This is a genomic window from Nocardia sp. NPDC101769 (assembly GCF_044766925.1).
In the GTDB taxonomy this organism is placed as follows: domain Bacteria; phylum Actinomycetota; class Actinomycetes; order Mycobacteriales; family Mycobacteriaceae; genus Nocardia.
Genome location: NZ_JBIWMX010000008.1, coordinates 74,240 through 94,368, shown reverse-complemented (window position 1 = coordinate 94,368; position 20,129 = coordinate 74,240). Strand labels below are relative to the sequence as shown.

Here is a 20,129-nt window from a genome sequence, read left to right as displayed (position 1 = left end):
GCTGCTGGAAAACCGCAGACTTTCGGTATGAGCGGCGACGAAGGTGTACGCGGCCGGCCGGTGCCCGATCCGGCGACGATCACGGCGATGGTCGAGGTGGCGGCGCGCGCGCCGTCTCTGCACAACACTCAGCCGTGGCGCTGGCGCTTCGATGGCAGACGCCTCTTCCTGTATGCCGGCGCCGAACGGCAGCTGACCTCGACCGATCCGCTCGGCCGCCAGCTGGTGATCAGCTGTGGCGCGATGCTGCACCACGTCAGAACCGTATTCGCCGACCATGGCTGGCACACCGACATCCTGCATGTACCCGATGAACGCCACCCGGATCGACTGGCCGCCATCGAGTTCCGGCCGTGGAGCAATCCCCCGGCGAGCATCCGCGCCCTGGCCCGTGCCGTCGAACACCGCCGCACCGATCGGCTGGCCCTGCACGAGCCGCACGGGTGGGCCGAGCTCCTGCCCGGACTGCGCGCGCTGGCAGCGGCACAGTATGTGCGGCTCGACGTGCTCGACGAATCCGTCCGGCCGCAGCTCGCGGCCCTCTCCCGGGAATTTGCGACACTGCGCGGCCACGACATGTTCTACGACACCGAACTGCACTGGTGGGCAGGACATTCCGATGGGCAGGAAGGCATTCCGCGCACGGCGCTGGCATCGGAGGCGGAGTTCGCACGGGTCGGCGTCGGCCGCGTCTTTCCCCCGGGTCCGCGCACCGCCCACCGCGACCGCTTCGCCGACCGCGCCCGGCTCGTGGTGCTCAGCGCCGTGCGGGACTCGGTGCCGCAATGGGTTCGTGTCGGCGAGGCGCTGTCCGCGGTACTGCTGGGGTGCACGGTGGCCGGGCTGGCCACCTGCACCCTGACCAACATCACCGAGCTACCCGCCGGGCGGGACCTGCTCACCGGAATGATCTCCAGCCCCGGCATTCCGCAGGTGGTAGTGCGCATCGGCACCCCACCGGCCGACGCGCACATACCGCCCCCTACGCCTCGCCGCCCGGTAGCGGACATACTCACCCTCACCGGCCGGGCTGCCCCGGCACCTCCGGATCGGCAAAACCGCTGACCTTCAGGGGTTCCCCCGGCGCAGGCCGGGGCCGACGCCCGGGCAGGTAGCAAACCGACCGCGCCCGGGCGTCGACCTTGACGTCGTCACCGGGATCGTTGCAGGCAACCCGCGGGACGACCGTGAGCCGCCGCGAAGGGGGTGAGCGGCTCACGTCTCCTCGATCCTCTCCGCGTGCCACGACCCGGGATCGAAAACTCCTGCTGTAGTGGATGATTGGAACCCTATCGAGCGCGCCGCCAATATCCACCAGCTCGGCCTCCGATTAGGGGGTGATATGTGTTACTTCAATTAACACACCTGATCAGCGCATTTTGGCGAGACGGCAAGAAAACCCACCGGGGGGAGTATGAGACCAACCGACCATTCAATGCGGGAAAAACCGACTGGGCAACCGATCAGTACCCTAGTGCGCCACGGGAGGACGCTCGGAGCCGCACCTCCCGCAGGCCCCGCTGCACATCCCTTGCCGATGGTGCAGCGGGTGGCCTCGGTCGTCCCGCGCTAAGCGGGCCAGCGCCAGTCGGCGATCTCCGGTGGGTCGATGCCGTAGCGGCGGGCGTAGGCGTCGGCGGCCTCACGGCGTGCCGTGAGCTCTTCGGTGAGCGGGGCCAGCTGCTCGGTCAGGCGCGGCACCTCGGCGAGGGCGGCGGCCGCCAGGGTGAAGCGGTCGATGCCGTTCATGCAACACATACTGAAAGGTGTTGTGGTGGTGCCGTTGTCGGTGAATCCGTGGACGTGCATGACATCGTGGCCGGGGCGTCGGTAGGCGATGCGGTGGATGAGCCAGGGGTAGCCGTGGAAGGCGAAGATCACCGGGGCGTCGGTGAAGACGGCGCGGTATTCCTCGTCCGAGACGCCGTGCGGATGGCGATCCGGCGGGAACAGGCGAGCCAGGTCCACCACATTCACGAATCGGATCGCCAAGTCCGGCACCAGCTCTCGCAACAGCGCCACGGCGGCCAGGGCTTCCTGGGTGGGGACGTCCCCGGCACAGGCCAGCACGACATCGGCGGGCCGATCGGAATCCGAACTCGCCCAGTGCCAGACGCCCAGACCCTGGTCGCAGTGCAGCCGCGCCGCCTCGTGATCGAGGTATTGCAGCGCGGGCTGCTTCCCGGCGACCACGACATTGACCCGGCCGCGGCTGCGCAGGCAGTGGTCGAAGACGTGCAGCAGACAGTTGGCGTCCGGCGGCAGGTACACCCGGCTGACCTCGGGCCGCTTGCTGAGCACATGGTCGATGAAGCCGGGATCCTGATGGGACGCGCCGTTGTGATCCTGCCGCCACACGTGCGAGGTGATCAGGTAGTTCAGGCTGGGAATCGGCTCGCGCCAGGGGAATTCCGCCGCCATGTGCAGCCATTTGGCGTGCTGCACCACCATCGAGTCGATGATGTGCGCGAAGGCCTCGTAGGTGGAGAACACACCGTGCCTGCCGGTCAGCAGATAGCCCTCCAACCAGCCCTGGCACAGATGCTCCGACAGCACCTCGAAGACGCGGCCGTCCGGTGACAGCCGATCATCGCCTGCGATCCGCCTGCTGCGCCAGCGCCGGCCGGTGACCTCGAGGACGGCGTCCAGGCGATTGGAGGTGTGCTCGTCCGGCGAGAAGAACAGCAGATTGTGCGGATTCTGGACCAGCGCGTCGCGCAGGTACCCGCCCAGCACCCGGGTCGCCTCCGCAGATTCGGTTCCGGGCGCCGGGAATTCGAGGGCGTAGTCGGTCGGGCACGGTAGCTGCAGGTCGACGCTGTCGTGACCGTGCGCGGCGCGATTGGCGCTCATCTGCAGGTGCTCGGGATGCAGGCGCGCGATCCGGTCCACCGGACGGCCCTCGTCGTCGAACAGCTCCTCGGGTCGATAGGACCGCAACCAGTCCTCCAGTTGCGCAAGGTGTTCCGGATTCTCCCGCACGCCCGGCAACGGCACCTGGTGCGACCGGAAGGTGCCCTCGACGCGTACGCCGTCCACCATCATCGGTCCGGTCCATCCCTTCGGAGTCGACAACACGATCATCGGACGGCAGGGGTCGCGCGGACCCAGGCCGTGCTCGGCGAACTCGCGAATCTCCCGGATCCGCTCCATCGCCTCGTCGAGCACGGTCGCATACCGTTCGTGGACCTCCGCCGGATTGTCGCCTTCGACATACATCGGCTCCCAGCCCTGCGCGCTGAGCATGGCATCGAGCTCGCGGCGCGACATGCGCGCCAGCAGGGTCGGATTCGCGATCTTGTAGCCATTGAGGTGCAGGATCGGCAGCACGGTGCCGTCGGTGACGCGGTCCAGGAACAGCGACCCGTGCCAGCTGGTGGCCAGGGCCCCGGTTTCGGCCTCGCCGTCACCGATCATGCACGCCACCACCAGATTCGGATTGTCCAGCGCCGCACCGGTGGCATGCGCGAGCGAATAGCCCAGTTCGCCGCCCTCGTGAATGGAACCCGGCAGATGCGGTGAGGCATGGCTGGGCACTCCGCCCGGGAAGGAGAACTGCCGGAACAGTTCTCGCATCCCGGCCAGGTTCTGACCGACCTCCGGGTGCCGCAGCGAATAGGTGCCCTCGAGCCAGGTCGCGGCGGTGAGCGCCGCTGCACCGTGACCGGGGCCCAGCACGAACAGCATCTGCTGCCCGGTCCGCATGATGACCCGATTGAGGTGGGCGTAGGTCAGGGTCACCCCGGGCACGGTTCCCCAGTGGCCGATCAGTCGCTGCTTGATGTGCTCGGGCCGCAACTTCTCGGTGAGCAGCGGGTTGTCCATGAGGTAGATCTGCCCGACGGCCAGATAGTTGGCGGCCCGCCACCACGCGTCCAGATCGATCAGGTCGTCCCGGATTCCGGTTCCGGCGCCGGGCATGGTCAGCGTCATCGCTTCGTCTCCTCGTCATCGGCGTGCACGACCATCACCGGGCAGTGCGCGTGCTGCACCAGGGAATGGGTGGTGGATCCGAGCAGCATTCCCATGAATCCGCCACGACCACGGTTGCCGACCACGACCAGCTGCGCGGTCTTCGACAGCTCCCCCAGCCGCCCGGCGGGCCCGGAGGCGAACACCTCCCGGGTCACCTCGACATCCGGATACTTCTCCTGCCAGCCGGCCAGCCGCTCGGCCAGGACGGCCTCCTCGACGGCGGCCAGCTCCGCGGTCACGACCGGGATCACCGCGCCCGCGAATTGCCCGGTGTCCCAATCGCTGAAGACGTGTACGGCGACCAATCCCACCTCCCGCGCGGAGGCTTCGGCGAATGCCGCGGCGATCGCGGCCTCGCTCACGCGGCTGCCGTCCACGCCGACGACGACCGGACCCGAGCCGCGAACCGCATTGGCCGCGTCGGGATCCGGCCGCACCACGACCACCACGCCCCGGGCGTGACTGGTCACCGAGAACAGGGTGGATCCCAGATGCGAGAGCGTGCCGGCCGTCCCGGTCGCCCCGATCACCACCGCGAAGGCGGACTCGCTGAGATCGATCAGCACCTGGGCGGGACTATCGGTCGACACCGCGGACGAGACCGTCAGTTCCGGCTCGTAGTCGCCCGCGGCCACCCGGGCCCGGGCGATGGCCGCCGCACCGGCGGCCTTGACGGCATCGACCAGCGACGGCGTCGCCACCGCGTAGGGACCGGCGCCACGGCTGACCGCCACCAGATCCAGGCCGTGGACGATGTGCAGTCGCCGCCGCCGCTGCGCCGCGTAGTTCGCGGCCCAGTGCACCGCCCGCGCCGAACCTTCCGAATTGTCCACGCCGACGACGACCGGCGCCGAGGCCAGCCGATGCGGATCGTCGAGTTCCTGGTGTGTCATCCTGACCTCCGGGGTGAGGTGAAATCGTCGGCGCCCGGGGAGGGGCTCGTACTCTCACGGTAGAAATGGGACCTGACCGCCCTCTGCGGGCGATCGTCCTCGGTACGAGGACCAAAGACCTCTGCGCGGCGGCCGGGTTGGGCGGGTGGGACTTCGGCCCGCCGTTGGTCCCACCGGTGTCGGGAACATCGGCCCTGCTGATTCGCGCGAGCCGCGACAAAACTTGCTGGCATGAACCCTCCCGCGACACCGCATGCCGTGGCGACCGTGGCCTTGGTCCTCGGCGCGGCGATGGTGGTCGCGGTTCCCGCCGCCACCGATTACATCTCGCTCTGGGCTCGGCTGTACGGCGCGGTGCTGGTGTATCTCGCGTTGGTCGAATACCTGGCCGTCGCGATCGGGCTCGCCCGATGGGGCGTCAGTCAGCTGCGGTCGTGAGTGGACCCGGATCGGATACCTTGCGGCTCACCGGAATTCGGATCATCGCCCCCGCCCGCAGCAGCTCGGTGAACCCGCTGCAATGGATCTCCACCGGGTCCGCCACGCCCGGATCGGCGGCGACCTCCAGAGCGGAGGCGCTGACCCTGATCGCGAGCCGGTGCCCGCGGTAGACGATCGCGAACCGCAGCTCCCCCAGCTCGTCGGGCCAGCAGGGGTTGAAGATGAGGCGATCGGCCCGGATCTCCATTCCGGTGAAGCACCGCTGGACCAGGTCGATGGTCCCGGCCATGGCGCCGAGGTGGATTCCCTCCTGCGTGGTCCCGCCCTGGATATCGGCGATATCGGAGTCCAGGACCCGGTCGAAGAATTCCATCGCCCGCGCTCTGTTGGCGCGGGCCAGCACCCAGGCGTGGACCAGCGCGCTCAGCGTCGAACCATGCGACGTGCGGGCCAGGTAGTAGTCGATCGTCCGCGGAATCATCTCCCCGGGAAGGTCATAGCCGAGGTGCCCGAACACGTCCCGCAATTCGTCGGCGGAGAACAGATAGAACAGCATCAGGACATCGGCCTGTTTGCCGGCCCGGTAGCGGTTGACGTCGTCGCCCTCGGCTTCGAGGATGCGATCCAGCCGCTGGATCTCGCCGTAGCGTTGCCGGTAGCCGTCCCAATCGAGTTCGGCCAGTTGCTCGTAACCGTCGAACTGGCTGATGACCTCGTCGTGGAAGGGTACGTACATCCGCCGCCCGACATGCTCCCACCGCGCCAGTTCCACCGGTGAGACCCGCAGCGATTCGAGCAGTTCCGCCCGTGCGCGGGGCGTCAGCCGTTCCAGCGCGTCGCGCGCCCGCAGCAGTGTCCACACCGCCATCACATTCGTGTAGGCATTGTCGTCCACGCCGGATCCGGGGGCACTCGGCGCACCGGTGTGGAATTCGTCGGGCCCGATGACCCCGCGCAGGTGATACCGGTCGTGGCGGGGGTCGTAGTCGGCCAGGCTCGCCCAGTACCGGGCGATCTCCACCATGAGCTCGGCGCCGTAGTCGGTGAGGAATTCGTGGTCACCGGTCGCCTGGTAGTACTGCCAGACGTTGTAGGCGATGGCACTGCCGATGTGGTGGGCGCGCGGGCTCGGATCCGGATTCCAATGCCCCGACAGCGGATTCAGATGCATGAGCTGGCTTTCCTCGCGGCCGTCGGAGGCGGACTGCCACGGGAACATCGCGCCGGACAACCCGGCGGCGGCGGCCGCGCGCCGCGCCTCCGGCAACCGCCGGTATCGGTACCGCAGCAGACCACGAGCGAGTCGCGGGAAGCGTGGATTCACAACCGGATACACGAACAGCTCGTCCCAGAAGACGTGTCCTCGATAGGCCTCGCCGTGCAGACCCCGCGCGGGGACCCCGACGTCCAGATCGGCGGTGTGCGGCGAGAGGGTCTGCACCAGATGCAGCAGGTGCAGCCGGATCACTCGGGTCGCTTGCTCACCGCCACCCAGGTCGATGCGAAGCCGTTCCCAGAGGTGTTCCCAGGCGGCCGTGTGCGATTCGAGGAGGTCGGCGAACCGGCCGGCACTGCGCAGTGCGCGCGTGGCCTCGTCGTCCGGGGCCGAGACCGCGTGGTCGCGGCCGGTGACCACGGCTGCGATCTTCTCCAGCACGACCGTGTCGCCCGCGGCCAGCGCGACGCCGTGGTCGTGCCCGATCGACCCGCCGCTCTCGACGAGTTCCGTGGCGGGACACAGCTTCACATCCTCTCGGTGCAGTGTGCCGCGCGCCGCGGTCGCAACCGGAGTCCCGGATTGCCCGGTGCGCACCACCACCAGCACCGATTCGGGTGACAGCTCCCGCGTCGAAACCAGCTCGAGGTGCTCCCCCGACAGGTCCCGATACCGCGCCACCAGACCGTTGCTCACCGCGCCGTCCACCGTCGAGCGGAAGACCACTGTCCCCGACCAGTTCTCGGCGGTCACCGCGGTCTCGAGCGCGCACAGGTGCGGCGCGTGCATGGCCGCGAACCGCCGCTGCCGCACCGCGGTGATGCGACCGGTGCCGTCCCGGAAGCGGAAGTGCCGCAGCAGGACCGCCCGGCGCAGATCGAATTCCTGGCGATAGGACAGCAATTCGATGGTGTCGATATCGAGCCAGTCGCCGTCGCCGATGCGGAAGGTGACCGGTAGCCAGTTCGGCAGGTTCACCAGGCTCTCGTTGTCGACCGTGCGCCCCGCGATCCGATCGAAGAGCCGGTTGTAGATCCCGGCGACGTAGGTACCCGGGTAGTGATGTTCCCCCGCCGCGCACTCCGGCGCGGCTCCGCGGGTAGCGAGATATCCGTTTCCGACGGTGCACAGCGCCTCCCGCAGCCGCTCGTGCGCCGGGTCGTACCCGTCGAAGGCGAATACCCACGAATCCGACACGGCCCCAGCGGATTCGGCCGCCAGCAGGACGGCCAGATCGTCGAGGAAGGAGCGCACGCCCTCGGGTCCGGGCAGCGCGAAGCGGGCGGCGGTCCGCCGGTCGCCGTTCTCGTCGTGCCGGACCACGATCGAAATGCCCTCGGCCTCCACGGCATCGAAGGCGTCCTCGTCGGTGAGGTCGTCGCCGACGTAGATCGGCAGCCTCGGCGTGACGAGGTGGCCGAGAATCCACTGGAGCGCGGTGCCCTTGTCCCAGTCCATGTCCGGCCGCAGTTCGATCACCTTGCGTCCGCCCGTCACGCGCAGGCCGCGCCGGTGCGCCTGCGCGTGCACGGCGGCCGTCACCGCGCCGACCTGTTCCGGGGCGACCCGCCGATAGTGCACGGCGACCGCGAAGCGCTTGTGCTCCACCAGAATCCCCTCGACAGCGCTCAATGACTTCGTCAGCTCCTCCGCTGCCGCCGCCAGCGCGCGCTCGGCGCCCGGGGCCGCATCGTGCACGTACGTCGTGCCGTCCGGGGCCCGCAACTCGAAGCCGTGGCACCCGGCGTACCAGAGTCCGTCGACACCCACCCGGCCGCGCAGATCCTCCAGCTCACGCCCGCTGACGATGGCGACCGGACACTGCGCCGCGAGCCGCGCGAGGGCCACCGCGCCCCCCTCCACCAGGGTCGCGGCCGCCGGATCGGGGACGATGGCCGACAGCGTGCCGTCGAAATCGAGCAGGACGGAGGCCTTTTCGGTGTCGAGCAGGTCACCGAGCCGCCCCGCGACCGTCTCCGGCACCTCCGACATCCGCCGGAAACCGTTGCGCAGCCGTACCCGAACGAGGTCGGGCACCACCACATCGGCCCCGCGCTCGGCCAGCCGATCGCCGTGCCCGCCCCGATCGACGCCGATCACCAGGCCGAATCCGCCGGCCCGGCCCGCCGCGACACCGGCCTCCGCGTCCTCGACGACGACGGTTCGTTCCGGCTCCGCACCCAGCCGGCGCGCGGCCTCGAGCAGCATCGCCGGGTCGGGCTTGCCCGCCAGCCCCAGCTCCGCCGCCACGATGCCGTCCACCCGCACCGGGAACAGGTCTCCGATGCCGGCGGCCCGCAGCACGTCGGCGCAGTTGCGACTGGCGGAGAACACCGCGACACCGATACCCGCGGTCTGCAGGCGCCGCACCAGGGCCACGGTGGAGTCGAACGCGGGGACGCCGTCGCGGGCGAGCCGTTCGAGGAACAACCGGTCCTTGCGGTTGCCGAGTGCGCACACCGTTCCGGCGTCCTCGGCGTCGGCGGGATCGCCGTCGGGTAGTGAAATACCGCGTGCGGCAAGGAAATCGGACACTCCCCGGTAGCGCGGTTCACCGTCCACCCACCGCAGGTAGTCGTCGTCGGTGAAGGGCGACAGGTTCTCGCCCGGCGCCGGATCCCGATGCGCGAGGAAGTCGTCGAACATCTCCTTCCAGGCCGCCGCGTGGACGCGGGCACTGTCGGTCACCACGCCGTCCATATCGAAGATCACCGCGTCGTGGCGCCGTGCGTCGATCAACGGCGCGGGCTGCATGTTGTCGTCCACTGCTTCAGCCTGCGTGCGGCCGGGCGCCGAGCCAAGGGTCCTGTAGCACCGTAACGAGGACCAACGGCCCCTGTAGCGCACCCACCGCCCGTCCTAGCGTGAGTCCATGAGCCCACTACCCAGCGGCGACACGATCGAGCAGGCTGTCCGGCTGGCCGGTCGCGCGCCCTCCCTGCACAACAGCCAGCCGTGGCGCTGGGTCTCCGACGGCGATGCCCTGCACCTGTTCTCGGTGCGCTCGCGCATGCTCCCGGCCACCGACCACTCCGGTCGGCAGATGCTGATCAGCTGTGGTCTCGCGCTGGGACATCTGCGCGCCGCGCTGGCCGCGGCCGGGTGGCAGACGCAGGTCGCGTACTTCCCCGACCCCACCCGGCACGATCAGCTGGCGACGGTGACCTTCGAGCCGGCGCGGATCGTGACCGACGCCGACCGAGACCGGGCCGCCGCCATCACGGTTCGCTACACCGACCGGCTCCCCTTCGCCGAACCGGCGGACTGGCGCGAATTCGAACCGGTATTGCCGGTGATCGTCGACCCCTTCGACGCGGTGATCACCGTGCTGGCGCCCGAGGCCCGCACCGAACTCGCCCGTGCCTCGCGGCTGACCGCGGCGATACGCCGCTACGATTCCGGCTATCAAGCCGAATTGCAGTGGTGGACAGGGCATTCACTCCCCGTGGAGGGTATCCCGCCGACGGCCCGCGTGTCCGCCGAGGAGCGCGAGCGGGTCGATCTGAGCCGCATACTCCCGGCCGTCGACGACGAGCCGCGCCGGACCGAGATCGAGGACGACCGGTCCGTGGTGCTCGTCGTGTCCAGCGGCAACAGCTTCGCCGAACTGGTGCGCTGTGGTGAGGCGCTGTCGACCATCCTGCTCGAATGCACGGTCGCGGGCTATGCGACCTGTCCGATCACCCACGTCACCGAAGTGCCGCGGAGCCGAGCGGTCATCCGCGAGCTCACCGGCCGCGTGGAACAGCCACAGGTGCTGGTGCGGGTCGGCACGGTTCCCGCCTCCGACCGGCAGCCGACCCATACCCCACGGCTGCCCGTCGAACAGATCCTGGAGGTCACCGCTCCCGCCACCCCCGGCGGCCCGCCTCCTTCCGACCATCCCCGATAATCCGCCTGGAGCACTATGTTCGAACACGACGACCTACAGATTGGGAACCGGCCATGATCAAGGTTTTTCTCGTTGACGATCACGAGATCGTCCGCCGGGGACTCGTCGACCTGCTCGAGAGCGACCCGGAACTCACCGTCATCGGTGAGGCCTCCGATGTGGCCCAGGCCCTGGCCCGAATCCCGGCGCTGAAACCGGATGTCGCGGTCCTCGATGTCCGGCTGCCGGATGGGAACGGCATCGAACTCTGCCGTGATCTGCTCTCGCGCGTCGATGCGTTGCGCTGCCTCATCCTCACCTCGTTCACCGACGAGCAGGCCATGATGGACGCGATCCTCGCCGGAGCAAGCGGTTACGTGGTCAAGGACATCAAGGGCATGGAGTTGGCGAAGGCCATCAAGGAGGTCGGCGCCGGCCGCTCGCTGCTGGACAACCGCGCCGCAGCGGCCCTGATGGACCGGCTGCGCCGCAGCACCCAGTCCGACGGCCCGCTGGCCGGGCTCACCGACCAGGAGCGCAAACTTCTCGACCTGCTCGGCGACGGGCTGACCAACCGGCAGATCGCCGAGCGAATGTTCCTCGCGGAGAAGACAGTCAAGAACTACGTCTCCAGACTGCTCGCCAAGCTCGGCATGGAGCGGCGCACCCAGGCCGCGGTCTACGCGTCCAAACTGCGTGGTGACCATCCGCGTCCGATGTAGAGCGAACCGCACTCCCCGCCGCGTCTTCGTCCGAAGGCGCGGCGGTCGTGTGTTCCGCCTGCGCCCGCACCGACCCGACAGGCCGACCCCCGAGGCCCGGGCTATCCAGCCGCGGCGATAGCGGGCGTCCGGACCCGAATGCGCCGAGCCAACGGTCGGCCCCCGTGACTGCAGGTGTCACGTTTCGCGGCGGAGCTCGAATCGACTGGCACACAGCGTGATCGGGAATACCATTCACTCGTCATCCGCTGCTGGAATCACCCCTGGACTCGGGGGTCGACACCTTCAGTCTGCCGCTGCGCACCACGGCCCACAGCGGCGGCAAGTCCTCGGCTACAAGGCCTTTGGTCCTCTCCCCGGATGCGAGCAGGCCCTATCGGCCCGGCCAGCGGAACCCTCGACTTATGTACGTTCACGAGCCGCCGGTCTCGGCCACGAATCGCACGCTGCCGCATACGGTTCGGCCCATACCCGCCACGACCGGACCCCCTCGGGCGGCGGGCACTTCGGCACCCTGAACCCGGCTACCCCGCCTGCTTCGCCACGAGCCGCACCCCGGTCACCAGAGTCGGCTCGATGGCGACGATGGTGTCCATCGCCCCGTCGACCCACGGCTGCAGCAGGCTCTCGTACCGTGCGACCCGTTCCGGATCCGTCACGGTGCGGGCGATCCCCGTCACCACCACCGACCATCCCAGCCCCGCGACGGGGTCGATGTCGTCGGCCTCGTACGCCACCACCACATTCGGATCCGTGCGCACGGTCGATGTCAGCCGAGACGTGAGCCGGGTACGAACGACGATGATCTCGCCCTCGTCGACCAGATGGTTCACCGGCCGGACCGCGGGCAGCGCGTCGCGGGTGAAGATGACCCTCCCGAACGGAACACTGCCCAGCAGCCGCAGTGCTTCCGCACGCCCCAGACTCACGGTGGCGCGCGGAGCGAACTGATACCCACGTTTCAACTGCAAACCCTTCTCACCTGATCCCGGAACTGCATCCCTCGATCCATGTCAACACCCGCACCAGCGCCCCCACAGGGCCGAAGGTCCTGTCTCGGACATCCTTCGGACACGGCACAGCCCACCAGAAGCGAGATCCCGGTGTCGGATTGCCCTGTCGGCACACCGCATCAGGAGCCGTGGGCCGGTCACGGCCGGGACCAAGGGCCGTGGTGTTCGGGGACTGCGGCCCTGCCGCTCCTCGGACGACTGCGATGCACTGATCGGGAAGGCACACCCGGCGAAAGGACGAGAGCCATGGTGGCCGATTCACGTTTCCACGCCTGGCTGGATCGAGCCGGCGGCATCCTCGGAACGGCGCTGCTGGCCGGGACGATCGCACCGCTGGTCGCCGGTGGCGTCGCGTGGGCCGCCGGGGCGACAGGAGTGGCCGACCGGTGCTGGGCCGCGGGCACGGTGGTGGCCATGGTCCCGGCGCTGTGGTGGGTTGTCGCGGCGCTGCGGCGCGGGCGCGCCGGAGTCGACCTCATCGCGGTGTTGTCGCTGGCCGGCACGCTCTGGGTGCACGAGTACCTCGCGGGCGCACTGATCGCGGTCATGCTCAGCGGCGGGCACGCGCTCGATGCCGCCGCCGAGCGGCGCGCGGCCCGGGATCTGCGGGCCCTGCTCGAGCGGGCGCCGCGGTCGGCACGGCGACGGCGAGGGGACGTGGTGCGGGTCGTCGATCTCGAGGAGATCGTTCCGGGCGACATCCTGGTGATCGCCGCCGGCGAGGTGGTTCCCACCGATGGCAGGATCATGGATACCGTTGCGGCGCTCGATGAATCGGCACTCACGGGTGAACCGCTCCAGGTCGAGCGCGCCCGCGGGGAGCCGGTGCGCAGCGGCGTGCTCAATGCCGGCGGCGTGTTCGAGATGCGGGCCACCGCGACGGCCGACGACAGCACCTACGCCGGGATCGTGCGGCTGGCACGCGAGGCGGGAGCCGCCACCGCGCCCACGGTCCGGTTGGCGGACCGCTATGCCGTGTGGTTTCTCCCGCTGACCCTGGTCGTCGCGGGTGCCGCGTACTGGTTCAGTGGATCGTTGGTGCGCGCGGTGGCGGTGCTCGTGGTCGCGACACCGTGCCCGTTGTTGCTGGCCGCACCCGTTGCCATCGTGTCGGGGCTGTCACGCGCGTCGCGGGTCGGCGTGGTGGTGCGCGACGGCGGGGCGTTGGAAAATCTCGGTCGCGCAACAACTCTGGTCATGGACAAGACCGGTACCGTCACGGCCGGGCGGCCCGTGGTCACGGAGGTCGCCGCCGCTCCGGGCGCGGATGAAGCGTGGCTGTTGCAGATGGCCGCCTCGGTGGATCAGCTGTCGCCGCACGTGCTGGCCGAGGCGATCGTGACCGAGGCGCTGGCCCGCAAGCTCCAACTCGCCGTTGCCACAGCGGTTTCCGAGCAGGCGGGGCGCGGCGTCACCGGCACGGTCGACGGTCATCGCGTGCAGGTGGGGAAGTTGCCGGAGTCGATGATCACCCCGCAATGGGCGCGGCCGGTGATGAATCGGGCACGGCTGGACTCCGCCGCCGTCGCCTGGATCGTCGTCGACGATGACCCCCGGGGTGTCGTGTTGCTGCGTGATCCCTTGCGGCGGCAGGCGCCCCGTACCCTGCGCCGGCTGCGTGAGGCCGGGCTGAACCGCCTCGTCATGCTCACCGGCGATCGCCCCGAGCCCGCGCGCGAGGTCGCGACGGTGCTGGGCCTCGACGAGGTCTACGCGGGCCAGAGCCCGGCCGACAAGGTCGAGGCGGTGCGCCGGGAGAGCCGGCAGCAGGTGACCGTCATGGTGGGCGACGGCATCAACGACGCGCCCGCCCTCGCCGCCGCCACGGTCGGGGTGGCCATGGGAGCGCGAGGTTCGACCGCCTCCTCCGAGGCCGCCGATATCGTGCTCACCACCGATCGGCTGGACCGGCTCGCGGACGCCATGGACATCGCCCGCTGGTCGCGGCGCATCGCGGTCCAGAGCGCGACCGTCGGCATGACCCTCTCGCTGGCGGCCATGGTCGTCGCCGCCGTCGGCTGGCTGCCGCCGGCGGCGGGCGCACTCCTTCAGGAAGCCATCGACGTCGCCGTCATCCTGAACGCACTGCGAGCACTGCGCGCCAATCCGGCCGCCAGTCTCGACCTGTCGGCGGACACCGAGGAGCTGCTCCACCGCTTCGCCGCCGAACACGATGCCCTGCAGGACGCCCTCGCGAAGCTCCGCTCGGTCGCCGACCGGGTCGCGGACCGCCCCGATGACGCTGCACTCGCCGCACTCGACAGCGTGCACCGCTTTCTGATCGAGGACCTGCTGCCCCATGAGGTGGCCGAGGAGACCCAGCTCTATCCCGCGCTCGCCGGGCCGCTCGGCGGCCCCGAGGCAACTGCCACCATGAGCCGCGCGCACGCTGAGATCCAGCGGCTGGCCACCCGCATCGGCACCCATCTCGAACTAGCCCACGCGCGTGGCGGATTCGACCCGGATCAGATCGATGACCTGCTGGCCTGCCTCTACGGCCTGCACGCCGTGCTGCGCCTGCACTTCGTGCAGGAGGAGGAGAACTACTTCGCCCTCGCCGCCGACGAACGGCGGTGATCATGACCCGGCCTCCCGACCACCTCCGACCGGGCCGGGGGTTCACTGCGGGCGGTATCGCGGTACTCGTGACCGCAGCGGGCGCGGCAGCCGTGTGCGCACTGGCGGCGTTGTTCGCGGCGATCCTCGATAATGTCCTCGACGGGGACGGATTCACCGCATGGGATCGGCCGATATCGACATGGATTGCGGCACATCGCGACCCGGCACTCACCGCGATCATGCGCGGGCTGACCGACCTGGGCAATCCGCCCGTTCTGGCCACCACGATCGCCGCCGCAGCGGCTGTGACGGCCATCCGAGTTCGCACGCTCGGACCGGCCGTCCTGGGAACGGCCGCCTTCGCGGGGTTCGGGCTGATGGTGGTGACGGTGAAGCTGGCGGTGGGAAGGCCCCGCCCACCGGATGCGGAGCGGGCGATCGCCGTCGACGGATCGTCCTTCCCGTCCGGTCATGCCGCGGGCATCGCCGTGGTCGCCCTGGTGTCGGCGTGGATGCTCAACAGCGCGTATCGGTGGTCCCGGCGGACCCGCCTCGCAGTCTGGGCGGCGGCGGTCGTTCTCGTTGTCGCCGTGGGTTCTTCCCGGGTCTATCTCGGCGTCCACTATGCCAGCGACATCGTTGCCGGTTGGGCACTGGGCGCGTCCTGGGCCGGGTTCGTCATTGTCGCGGGTACCGCGGCCACGCCTCTGTGGCGGGACCACTCGCCGGGACGACGCCGTCGTCGATCGCGCCCCTGCCTGTGACGCCGCGATGGTCGGATCTCGGGACCTTGGTCCCCTCCCGGCCGATCGCCCCACACGGCTGTGCGTTTGTTCCCCCACCACCGTGACCTTGTCCTCTGTGGCACCCGCACGGCCGGACGCACGCTGAACGCACGAACTATCGAAGGAGGCGCGTCATGGAGTACCGGGTGAACGTGTGCGAGACGCCGCCGCAGGCAGTGCTGCGCATACCGCTGGAGATCCGCCCGGACCTGTTGAGCGACGGCATAGTCGGCGGCATGAACCGGCTGTCGGAGGTCGCCGAGCAGGCCGGGCTCGTCGCGAACGGCGCGCCGACGATCACCTTCCATCGGGAACTGCCCGCCGAGGATGCCATCGTCGTCGATTTCGGGCTCCCGATCGAGGCCGCGCCCGCCCTCGGCCCGAGTTCCGGTGCGGAGCTGACCATCCAGTCGCCGGTGCTGGTGGCCCGAACCTGCCATCGCGGCAGCTATCACGCCATCGACGCCGCGTACCGCGCATTACGAGAATGGCTGCAGGGCAACGGCTATCGCCCCATCGGACCGCCGACGGAGGCGTATCTCATCGGCCCCGACGAGGTGAGCGATCCCCGTCTGCTGATCACCGAGATCCGCATTCCGGTAGCACCCGCCGCGGCCATTGCCGTCCACCTCGACACGACGTTTCCCGACGCCGTGGACCGCACCCGGATCGCATTGCGGGAGCACGGATTCGGCGTCGTGACCGAATTCGATGTCCAGGCCGCCCTCCGGGAGCGGGCCGGTGAGCACATCGAGGAGTACCTGATCCTCGGAGCCTGCAACCCGCAGCTCGCCGGTCGCGCCCTCGACATCGACCGGGAGGCAGGATTGCTGTTGCCCTGCAACGTCGTCGTGCGGGCCGACCGGACCGGCGTGCTCGTGGAGGCCACCGATCCCACGCTGCTCGCCGAAGTCCTGGCCAGGCCCGAGCTCGCCGGACCGGCCGAGGAGGCCCGTCGATTGCTCGCCGCCGCTCTGGCCGACCTGTCCCATCCCGCCGCGGCGGCCGGCTGAGGCGGTCGAGGACCATGGTCCCGGTCACCACGGGTAGGAGTCCTCTCACCGAAATCCGGCCGCGCGAGCACGCTCGATGCATGGGAACCGCCACTCCACGCGTCGCCGTCATCTACGCCACCGCCCAGGGATCCACCCGTGAGATCGCCGATTTCATCGGCGCCTGCCTCACGGCCCGCGGCGCGGCCGTCGAAGTCGCAGACGTCGCACACGCTCCCGAAATCACGCCCTTCGATGCCATCGTGCTGGGCAGCGCCGTGCACGATCTGGCCCTGCTGCCGGAGATGGCCGAATTCGTCCGCTCGCATCGCCACGAACTGCAGGCCCGCCCGGTGTGGCTGTTCAGCGTCGGGCTGGGGCCGGCCCTGGTCGGTCGGATCGGGCGCCGCGTCGGCCATGTCGTCCCGAGAAAGGTCGCCGCCCTGCGTGATTCGATCACCCCGCGTGATTTCCACGCGTTCGCCGGCCACTACGAACGCGCCGGGGTCTCGCTGCCCGCGCGTGCCCTGTACCGCCTGCTCGGCGGCCCCCGCTACGGGGACCTGCGCGACTGGTCCGACATCACGATCTGGACCGACACCATCGCCCAGGCTCTTCACCTGCAGCAGGCACAGGCCACTCCGACCCACCCCTGACCCGCACCCCCGGTCATCCCGTCTTCGCGAAAGGCACGCCGATGAGCCATCACACCGATCCGTTCGCCCCGGCGATCCATACCGGCCATATCTGGCTGCGCACCGTCGCCGACCGGCTCGACACCAACGACCGGATGGAGGCGCATCGGGCCCTGCGCGCCTGGCTGCACACCGTGCGCGACCGCCTCGACATCGGCGCGGCCGCACACCTGAGCGCCCAGCTGCCCACGCTGCTGCGCGGTGTCTTCTACGAGGGCTGGACGCCGGGACGTGTTCCGGTGCGCCATGATCCACAGTCTTTCCTGCACCAGTTCGCCCGGTCGGCGGACGTGTCGACAGAGGAAGCGAGGCGGATGTCGGCGGCGGTCACCGACGCGCTGGCCCAGCTGTTCTCCCCCGGCCAGCTCGACCACGTGCTGGCACAACTTCCCGGACCCCTGCGGCGCGTGCTGCTCGGTGCCGATTTCAGTGACGTTCTCACCTCCGCAGGCATTTTCGAGACTCCGGAGGCACAGCAGTGACGATCCGCCACGCCCCGCTGTTCGTCATCGCACTCCCCTTCGTGGTCACCGGCCTCGAACTCAGCGGCGCGTCGCCGCTGGCGATGCTGTCCGCCTTGTTCATCCTCGCCCTCCCGATCCTGTTGCTGCTCATGCTGCCCGGGTCGAAAAAGAACTGGAGCCGTCATGGGTGACTATGTCGCCACCTTCGATGAATTGCGATTGACCGATGCCGACCGCGCCGGCGGCAAGGGCGCCAATCTCGGCGAACTGGTCGCGGCGCACCTGCCCGTGCCGCCGGGGTTCGTGGTGCTCAAATCCGCCTACGAAGAGGTGATCTGCGCGGGTGCGCACGGCCCGGAACTCGACGAGCTGCACACCCGAGGGCTCGCGGCGGCGCAGGGCGCGACCCGCGACGAGGCACAGCAGCTCGACGAGCTGTGCCGCCGCATGCGGGAATTCGTGCACGACACCCCGATGTCGCCGGCGGTCCGTGACGCCGTGCTGTCGGCCTACCACCGGCTCGGCGACGCGGTTACCGTGGCCGTACGGTCCTCGGCCGTCGGCGAGGACAGCGCGACCGCGTCGTTCGCGGGAATGAACGTGTCCCACACCAATATTCACGGTGACGAAGAGTTGATCACCGCGCTGACCGACTGCTGGGCATCGCTGTTCTCCCCGCGCGTGCTGACCTATCGGGCGCGGCGCGGCATGCACAATCGACCCGAGATGGCCGTGGTGGTGCAGCGGATGGTGGCCGCCCGCACGGCCGGCGTGGCCTTCACCGCCGACCCTGCCACCGGTTCGCTCGATCACATCGTCATCGACGCAGCGCGCGGCCAGGGCGAGGTGGTGGTGTCCGGCGCCGTCACACCCGACACCTATGTCCTCGACGCGGCCGGACCGACACTGCTCACCAGCCAGGTCGGCAGCCAGAGCTTCGCCATCGTGCCCGGCGCGGACGGCGATCAGCGAATTCAGCTCTCCGAATCCGAGGCCGAGGCGCCGGCGCTCAGCGACGACCAGGCCGTCGCCGTGGCCCGGCTCGCGCTCGAGGTGCAGGCGCACCACGGCCGCCCCCAGGACGTCGAATGGGTCTTCGACGACGAGCACCTCTGGCTGGTCCAGGCGCGGCCGATCACCACGCTGCCCAGCGACTCCGCGGCGAAACCTCCGGTAGCGCACACCGTCGAAGGTCGGGCGCTGGTGCGCGGCCTGGCCGCGGCGCCCGGCCGCGCCACCGGTCCGGTGCGCGTATTACGCTCGCCCGCAGAGGGATCCACGCTGAGCGACGGCGAGATCCTGGTCGCGCCCATGACGAACCCGGACTGGCTGCCCACCCTGTCGCGGGCCGCCGCGGTGGTGACCGACAGCGGCGGCATGACCTGCCACGCGGCCATCGTGGCCCGCGAACTCGGTATCCCGTGCATCGTCGGAGCGCGCACGGCCACGGCGCAACTGGCCACGGGTCAGGAGGTCACCGTCGACGGGTCCGCGGGCCAGGTGTACGACGGAAACCCGCTTCCGGCCACGATCACCGCGGTCCCGCGCCCGGTCCCCGAGACCACCGCACCCGAGGCCACCGGGACCCGCGTCTACGTGAATCTGGGGCTGCCCGAAGCCGCCGAACGCGTCGCGGCCACCGGCGCCGACGGAGTGGGCCTGCTGCGCGCCGAGGTCCTGCTGACCCAGGCGCTCGGCGGCCGCCATCCTCGCGATCTCATCGCCCGCGGCGAGGACGAGAAGTTCATCGAGAGCGTGACCGCCTCAATACACCGGATCAGCTCCGCCTTCGCGCCGCGCCCGGTCGTCTATCGGGCAAGCGATATGCGCAGCAACGAGTTCCGGGCACTCGAGGGCGGCAGCCGCTACGAGCCCCGGGAGCACAACCCGATGATCGGGTTCCGGGGCTGCTACCGCTACGTACGCCAGCCGGAGATGTTCCGGCTCGAACTGGCCGCGCTCGCACGCGTGCGCGAACAGACCCCGAACGTGCACCTGATGATCCCCTTCGTCCGCACCCGCTGGGAACTCGAGCAGTGCCTCGAGCTCGTCGACGCGAGCCCGCTCGGACGCCAGCGCGGCCTGCACCGCTGGATCATGGCCGAGGTGCCGTCGGTGATCTACCGGCTACCCGAGTACGTCGAACTGGGGATCGACGGAATCTCCATCGGCAGCAACGATCTGACCCAGCTCATGCTGGGCGTGGACCGCGATTCCGAAGAGTGCGCCGAACTGTTCGACGAATCCGATGCGGCGGTGCTGAACGCCATCGAGCAGATCGTCACCACCGCCCGGTCGCTCGGCATCACCTCGTCGCTGTGCGGCCAGGCGCCCTCCACCCATCCGGAATTCGTGGCGCATCTGGTGCGCGCGGGCATCACGTCGGTGTCTGTCTCGCCCGATGCGGTCCAGCGCACCCGGCACGCCGTCGCAGCCGCCGAACGGCGCGTGCTCCTGGACCGCGCACTTGCCCAGCCGGACCGGCGGTGACACTGCCGACCAC

Annotated in this window: 15 protein-coding genes; 11 read left to right on the top strand and 4 right to left on the bottom strand. The window is 69.7% G+C overall.

Going from position 1 to position 20,129, the window contains the following annotated elements:
• The first annotated feature begins 27 nt into the window (after positions 1–27).
• On the top strand, positions 28–1,065 hold the full coding sequence (locus ACIRRA_RS15560) for an Acg family FMN-binding oxidoreductase (RefSeq protein WP_402767794.1): 1,038 nt from the start codon (positions 28–30) through the stop codon (positions 1,063–1,065).
• A 504-nt stretch (positions 1,066–1,569) separates the two neighbouring features.
• Here ACIRRA_RS15560 and ACIRRA_RS15555 read toward each other — a convergent pair.
• Together ACIRRA_RS15555 and ACIRRA_RS15550 are read right to left on the bottom strand one after the other, a co-directional pair.
• A complete protein-coding gene (locus ACIRRA_RS15555) occupies positions 1,570–3,933 on the bottom strand; it encodes a phosphoketolase (protein ID WP_402767792.1) in 2,364 nt (787 codons plus the stop codon).
• A complete protein-coding gene (locus ACIRRA_RS15550) occupies positions 3,930–4,868 on the bottom strand; it encodes a universal stress protein (RefSeq protein WP_402767790.1) in 939 nt (312 codons plus the stop codon). Before ACIRRA_RS15550 ends, ACIRRA_RS15555 begins: the two co-directional genes overlap by 4 nt.
• A 231-nt stretch (positions 4,869–5,099) precedes the next feature.
• Between ACIRRA_RS15550 and ACIRRA_RS15545 the strand changes: the two genes are divergently transcribed.
• The gene (locus ACIRRA_RS15545; RefSeq protein ID WP_402767788.1) at positions 5,100–5,306 is read left to right on the top strand and encodes a hypothetical protein; all 207 of its coding nucleotides are present in this window, start codon (positions 5,100–5,102) and stop codon (positions 5,304–5,306) included.
• On the opposite strand, the gene otsB is transcribed toward ACIRRA_RS15545, so the two are convergent.
• Positions 5,287–9,279 (bottom strand): trehalose-phosphatase, encoded by a 3,993-nt coding sequence (gene otsB, locus ACIRRA_RS15540; RefSeq protein ID WP_402768160.1) that lies wholly within the window; start codon positions 9,277–9,279, stop codon positions 5,287–5,289. The genes ACIRRA_RS15545 and otsB overlap by 20 nt on opposite strands.
• A gap of 118 nt (positions 9,280–9,397) precedes the next feature.
• On the opposite strand from otsB, the gene ACIRRA_RS15535 reads away from it, so the two are divergent.
• Both ACIRRA_RS15535 and ACIRRA_RS15530 read left to right on the top strand, forming a co-directional pair.
• On the top strand, positions 9,398–10,417 hold the full coding sequence (locus ACIRRA_RS15535) for an Acg family FMN-binding oxidoreductase (RefSeq protein ID WP_402767786.1): 1,020 nt from the start codon (positions 9,398–9,400) through the stop codon (positions 10,415–10,417).
• Between the two features lie 53 nt (positions 10,418–10,470).
• The gene (locus ACIRRA_RS15530) at positions 10,471–11,118 is read left to right on the top strand and encodes a response regulator (protein ID WP_402767784.1); all 648 of its coding nucleotides are present in this window, start codon (positions 10,471–10,473) and stop codon (positions 11,116–11,118) included.
• Positions 11,119–11,642: 524 nt separating this feature from the next.
• Here the strand turns inward: ACIRRA_RS15530 and ACIRRA_RS15525 are convergent.
• The gene (locus ACIRRA_RS15525) at positions 11,643–12,089 is read right to left on the bottom strand and encodes a pyridoxamine 5'-phosphate oxidase family protein (protein ID WP_402767782.1); all 447 of its coding nucleotides are present in this window, start codon (positions 12,087–12,089) and stop codon (positions 11,643–11,645) included.
• Between the two features lie 288 nt (positions 12,090–12,377).
• Here ACIRRA_RS15525 and ACIRRA_RS15520 point away from each other — a divergent pair, with 288 nt between their 5' ends.
• The 7 genes from ACIRRA_RS15520 (at position 12,378) to ppsA (ending at position 20,116) form a co-directional block, all read left to right on the top strand.
• The gene (locus ACIRRA_RS15520; protein ID WP_402767780.1) at positions 12,378–14,708 is read left to right on the top strand and encodes a heavy metal translocating P-type ATPase; all 2,331 of its coding nucleotides are present in this window, start codon (positions 12,378–12,380) and stop codon (positions 14,706–14,708) included.
• Between the two features lie 2 nt (positions 14,709–14,710).
• Complete coding sequence (locus tag ACIRRA_RS15515) at positions 14,711–15,454, top strand: phosphatase PAP2 family protein (protein WP_402767778.1); 744 nt, start codon at positions 14,711–14,713, stop codon at positions 15,452–15,454.
• Between the two features lie 155 nt (positions 15,455–15,609).
• Positions 15,610–16,488 (top strand): DUF302 domain-containing protein, encoded by an 879-nt coding sequence (locus tag ACIRRA_RS15510; protein WP_402767776.1) that lies wholly within the window; start codon positions 15,610–15,612, stop codon positions 16,486–16,488.
• A gap of 80 nt (positions 16,489–16,568) precedes the next feature.
• Positions 16,569–17,123: a flavodoxin domain-containing protein gene (locus tag ACIRRA_RS15505; RefSeq protein WP_402767774.1), complete on the top strand. Its 555-nt coding sequence runs from the start codon at positions 16,569–16,571 to the stop codon at positions 17,121–17,123.
• Between the two features lie 41 nt (positions 17,124–17,164).
• A complete protein-coding gene (locus ACIRRA_RS15500) occupies positions 17,165–17,644 on the top strand; it encodes a DUF2267 domain-containing protein (RefSeq protein ID WP_402767772.1) in 480 nt (159 codons plus the stop codon).
• Complete coding sequence (locus ACIRRA_RS15495; protein WP_402767770.1) at positions 17,641–17,817, top strand: hypothetical protein; 177 nt, start codon at positions 17,641–17,643, stop codon at positions 17,815–17,817. The genes ACIRRA_RS15500 and ACIRRA_RS15495 overlap by 4 nt, the downstream gene beginning before the upstream one ends.
• Positions 17,810–20,116 (top strand): phosphoenolpyruvate synthase, encoded by a 2,307-nt coding sequence (gene ppsA, locus ACIRRA_RS15490; RefSeq protein WP_402767768.1) that lies wholly within the window; start codon positions 17,810–17,812, stop codon positions 20,114–20,116. Before ACIRRA_RS15495 ends, ppsA begins: the two co-directional genes overlap by 8 nt.
• Positions 20,117–20,129: the final 13 nt, after the last annotated feature.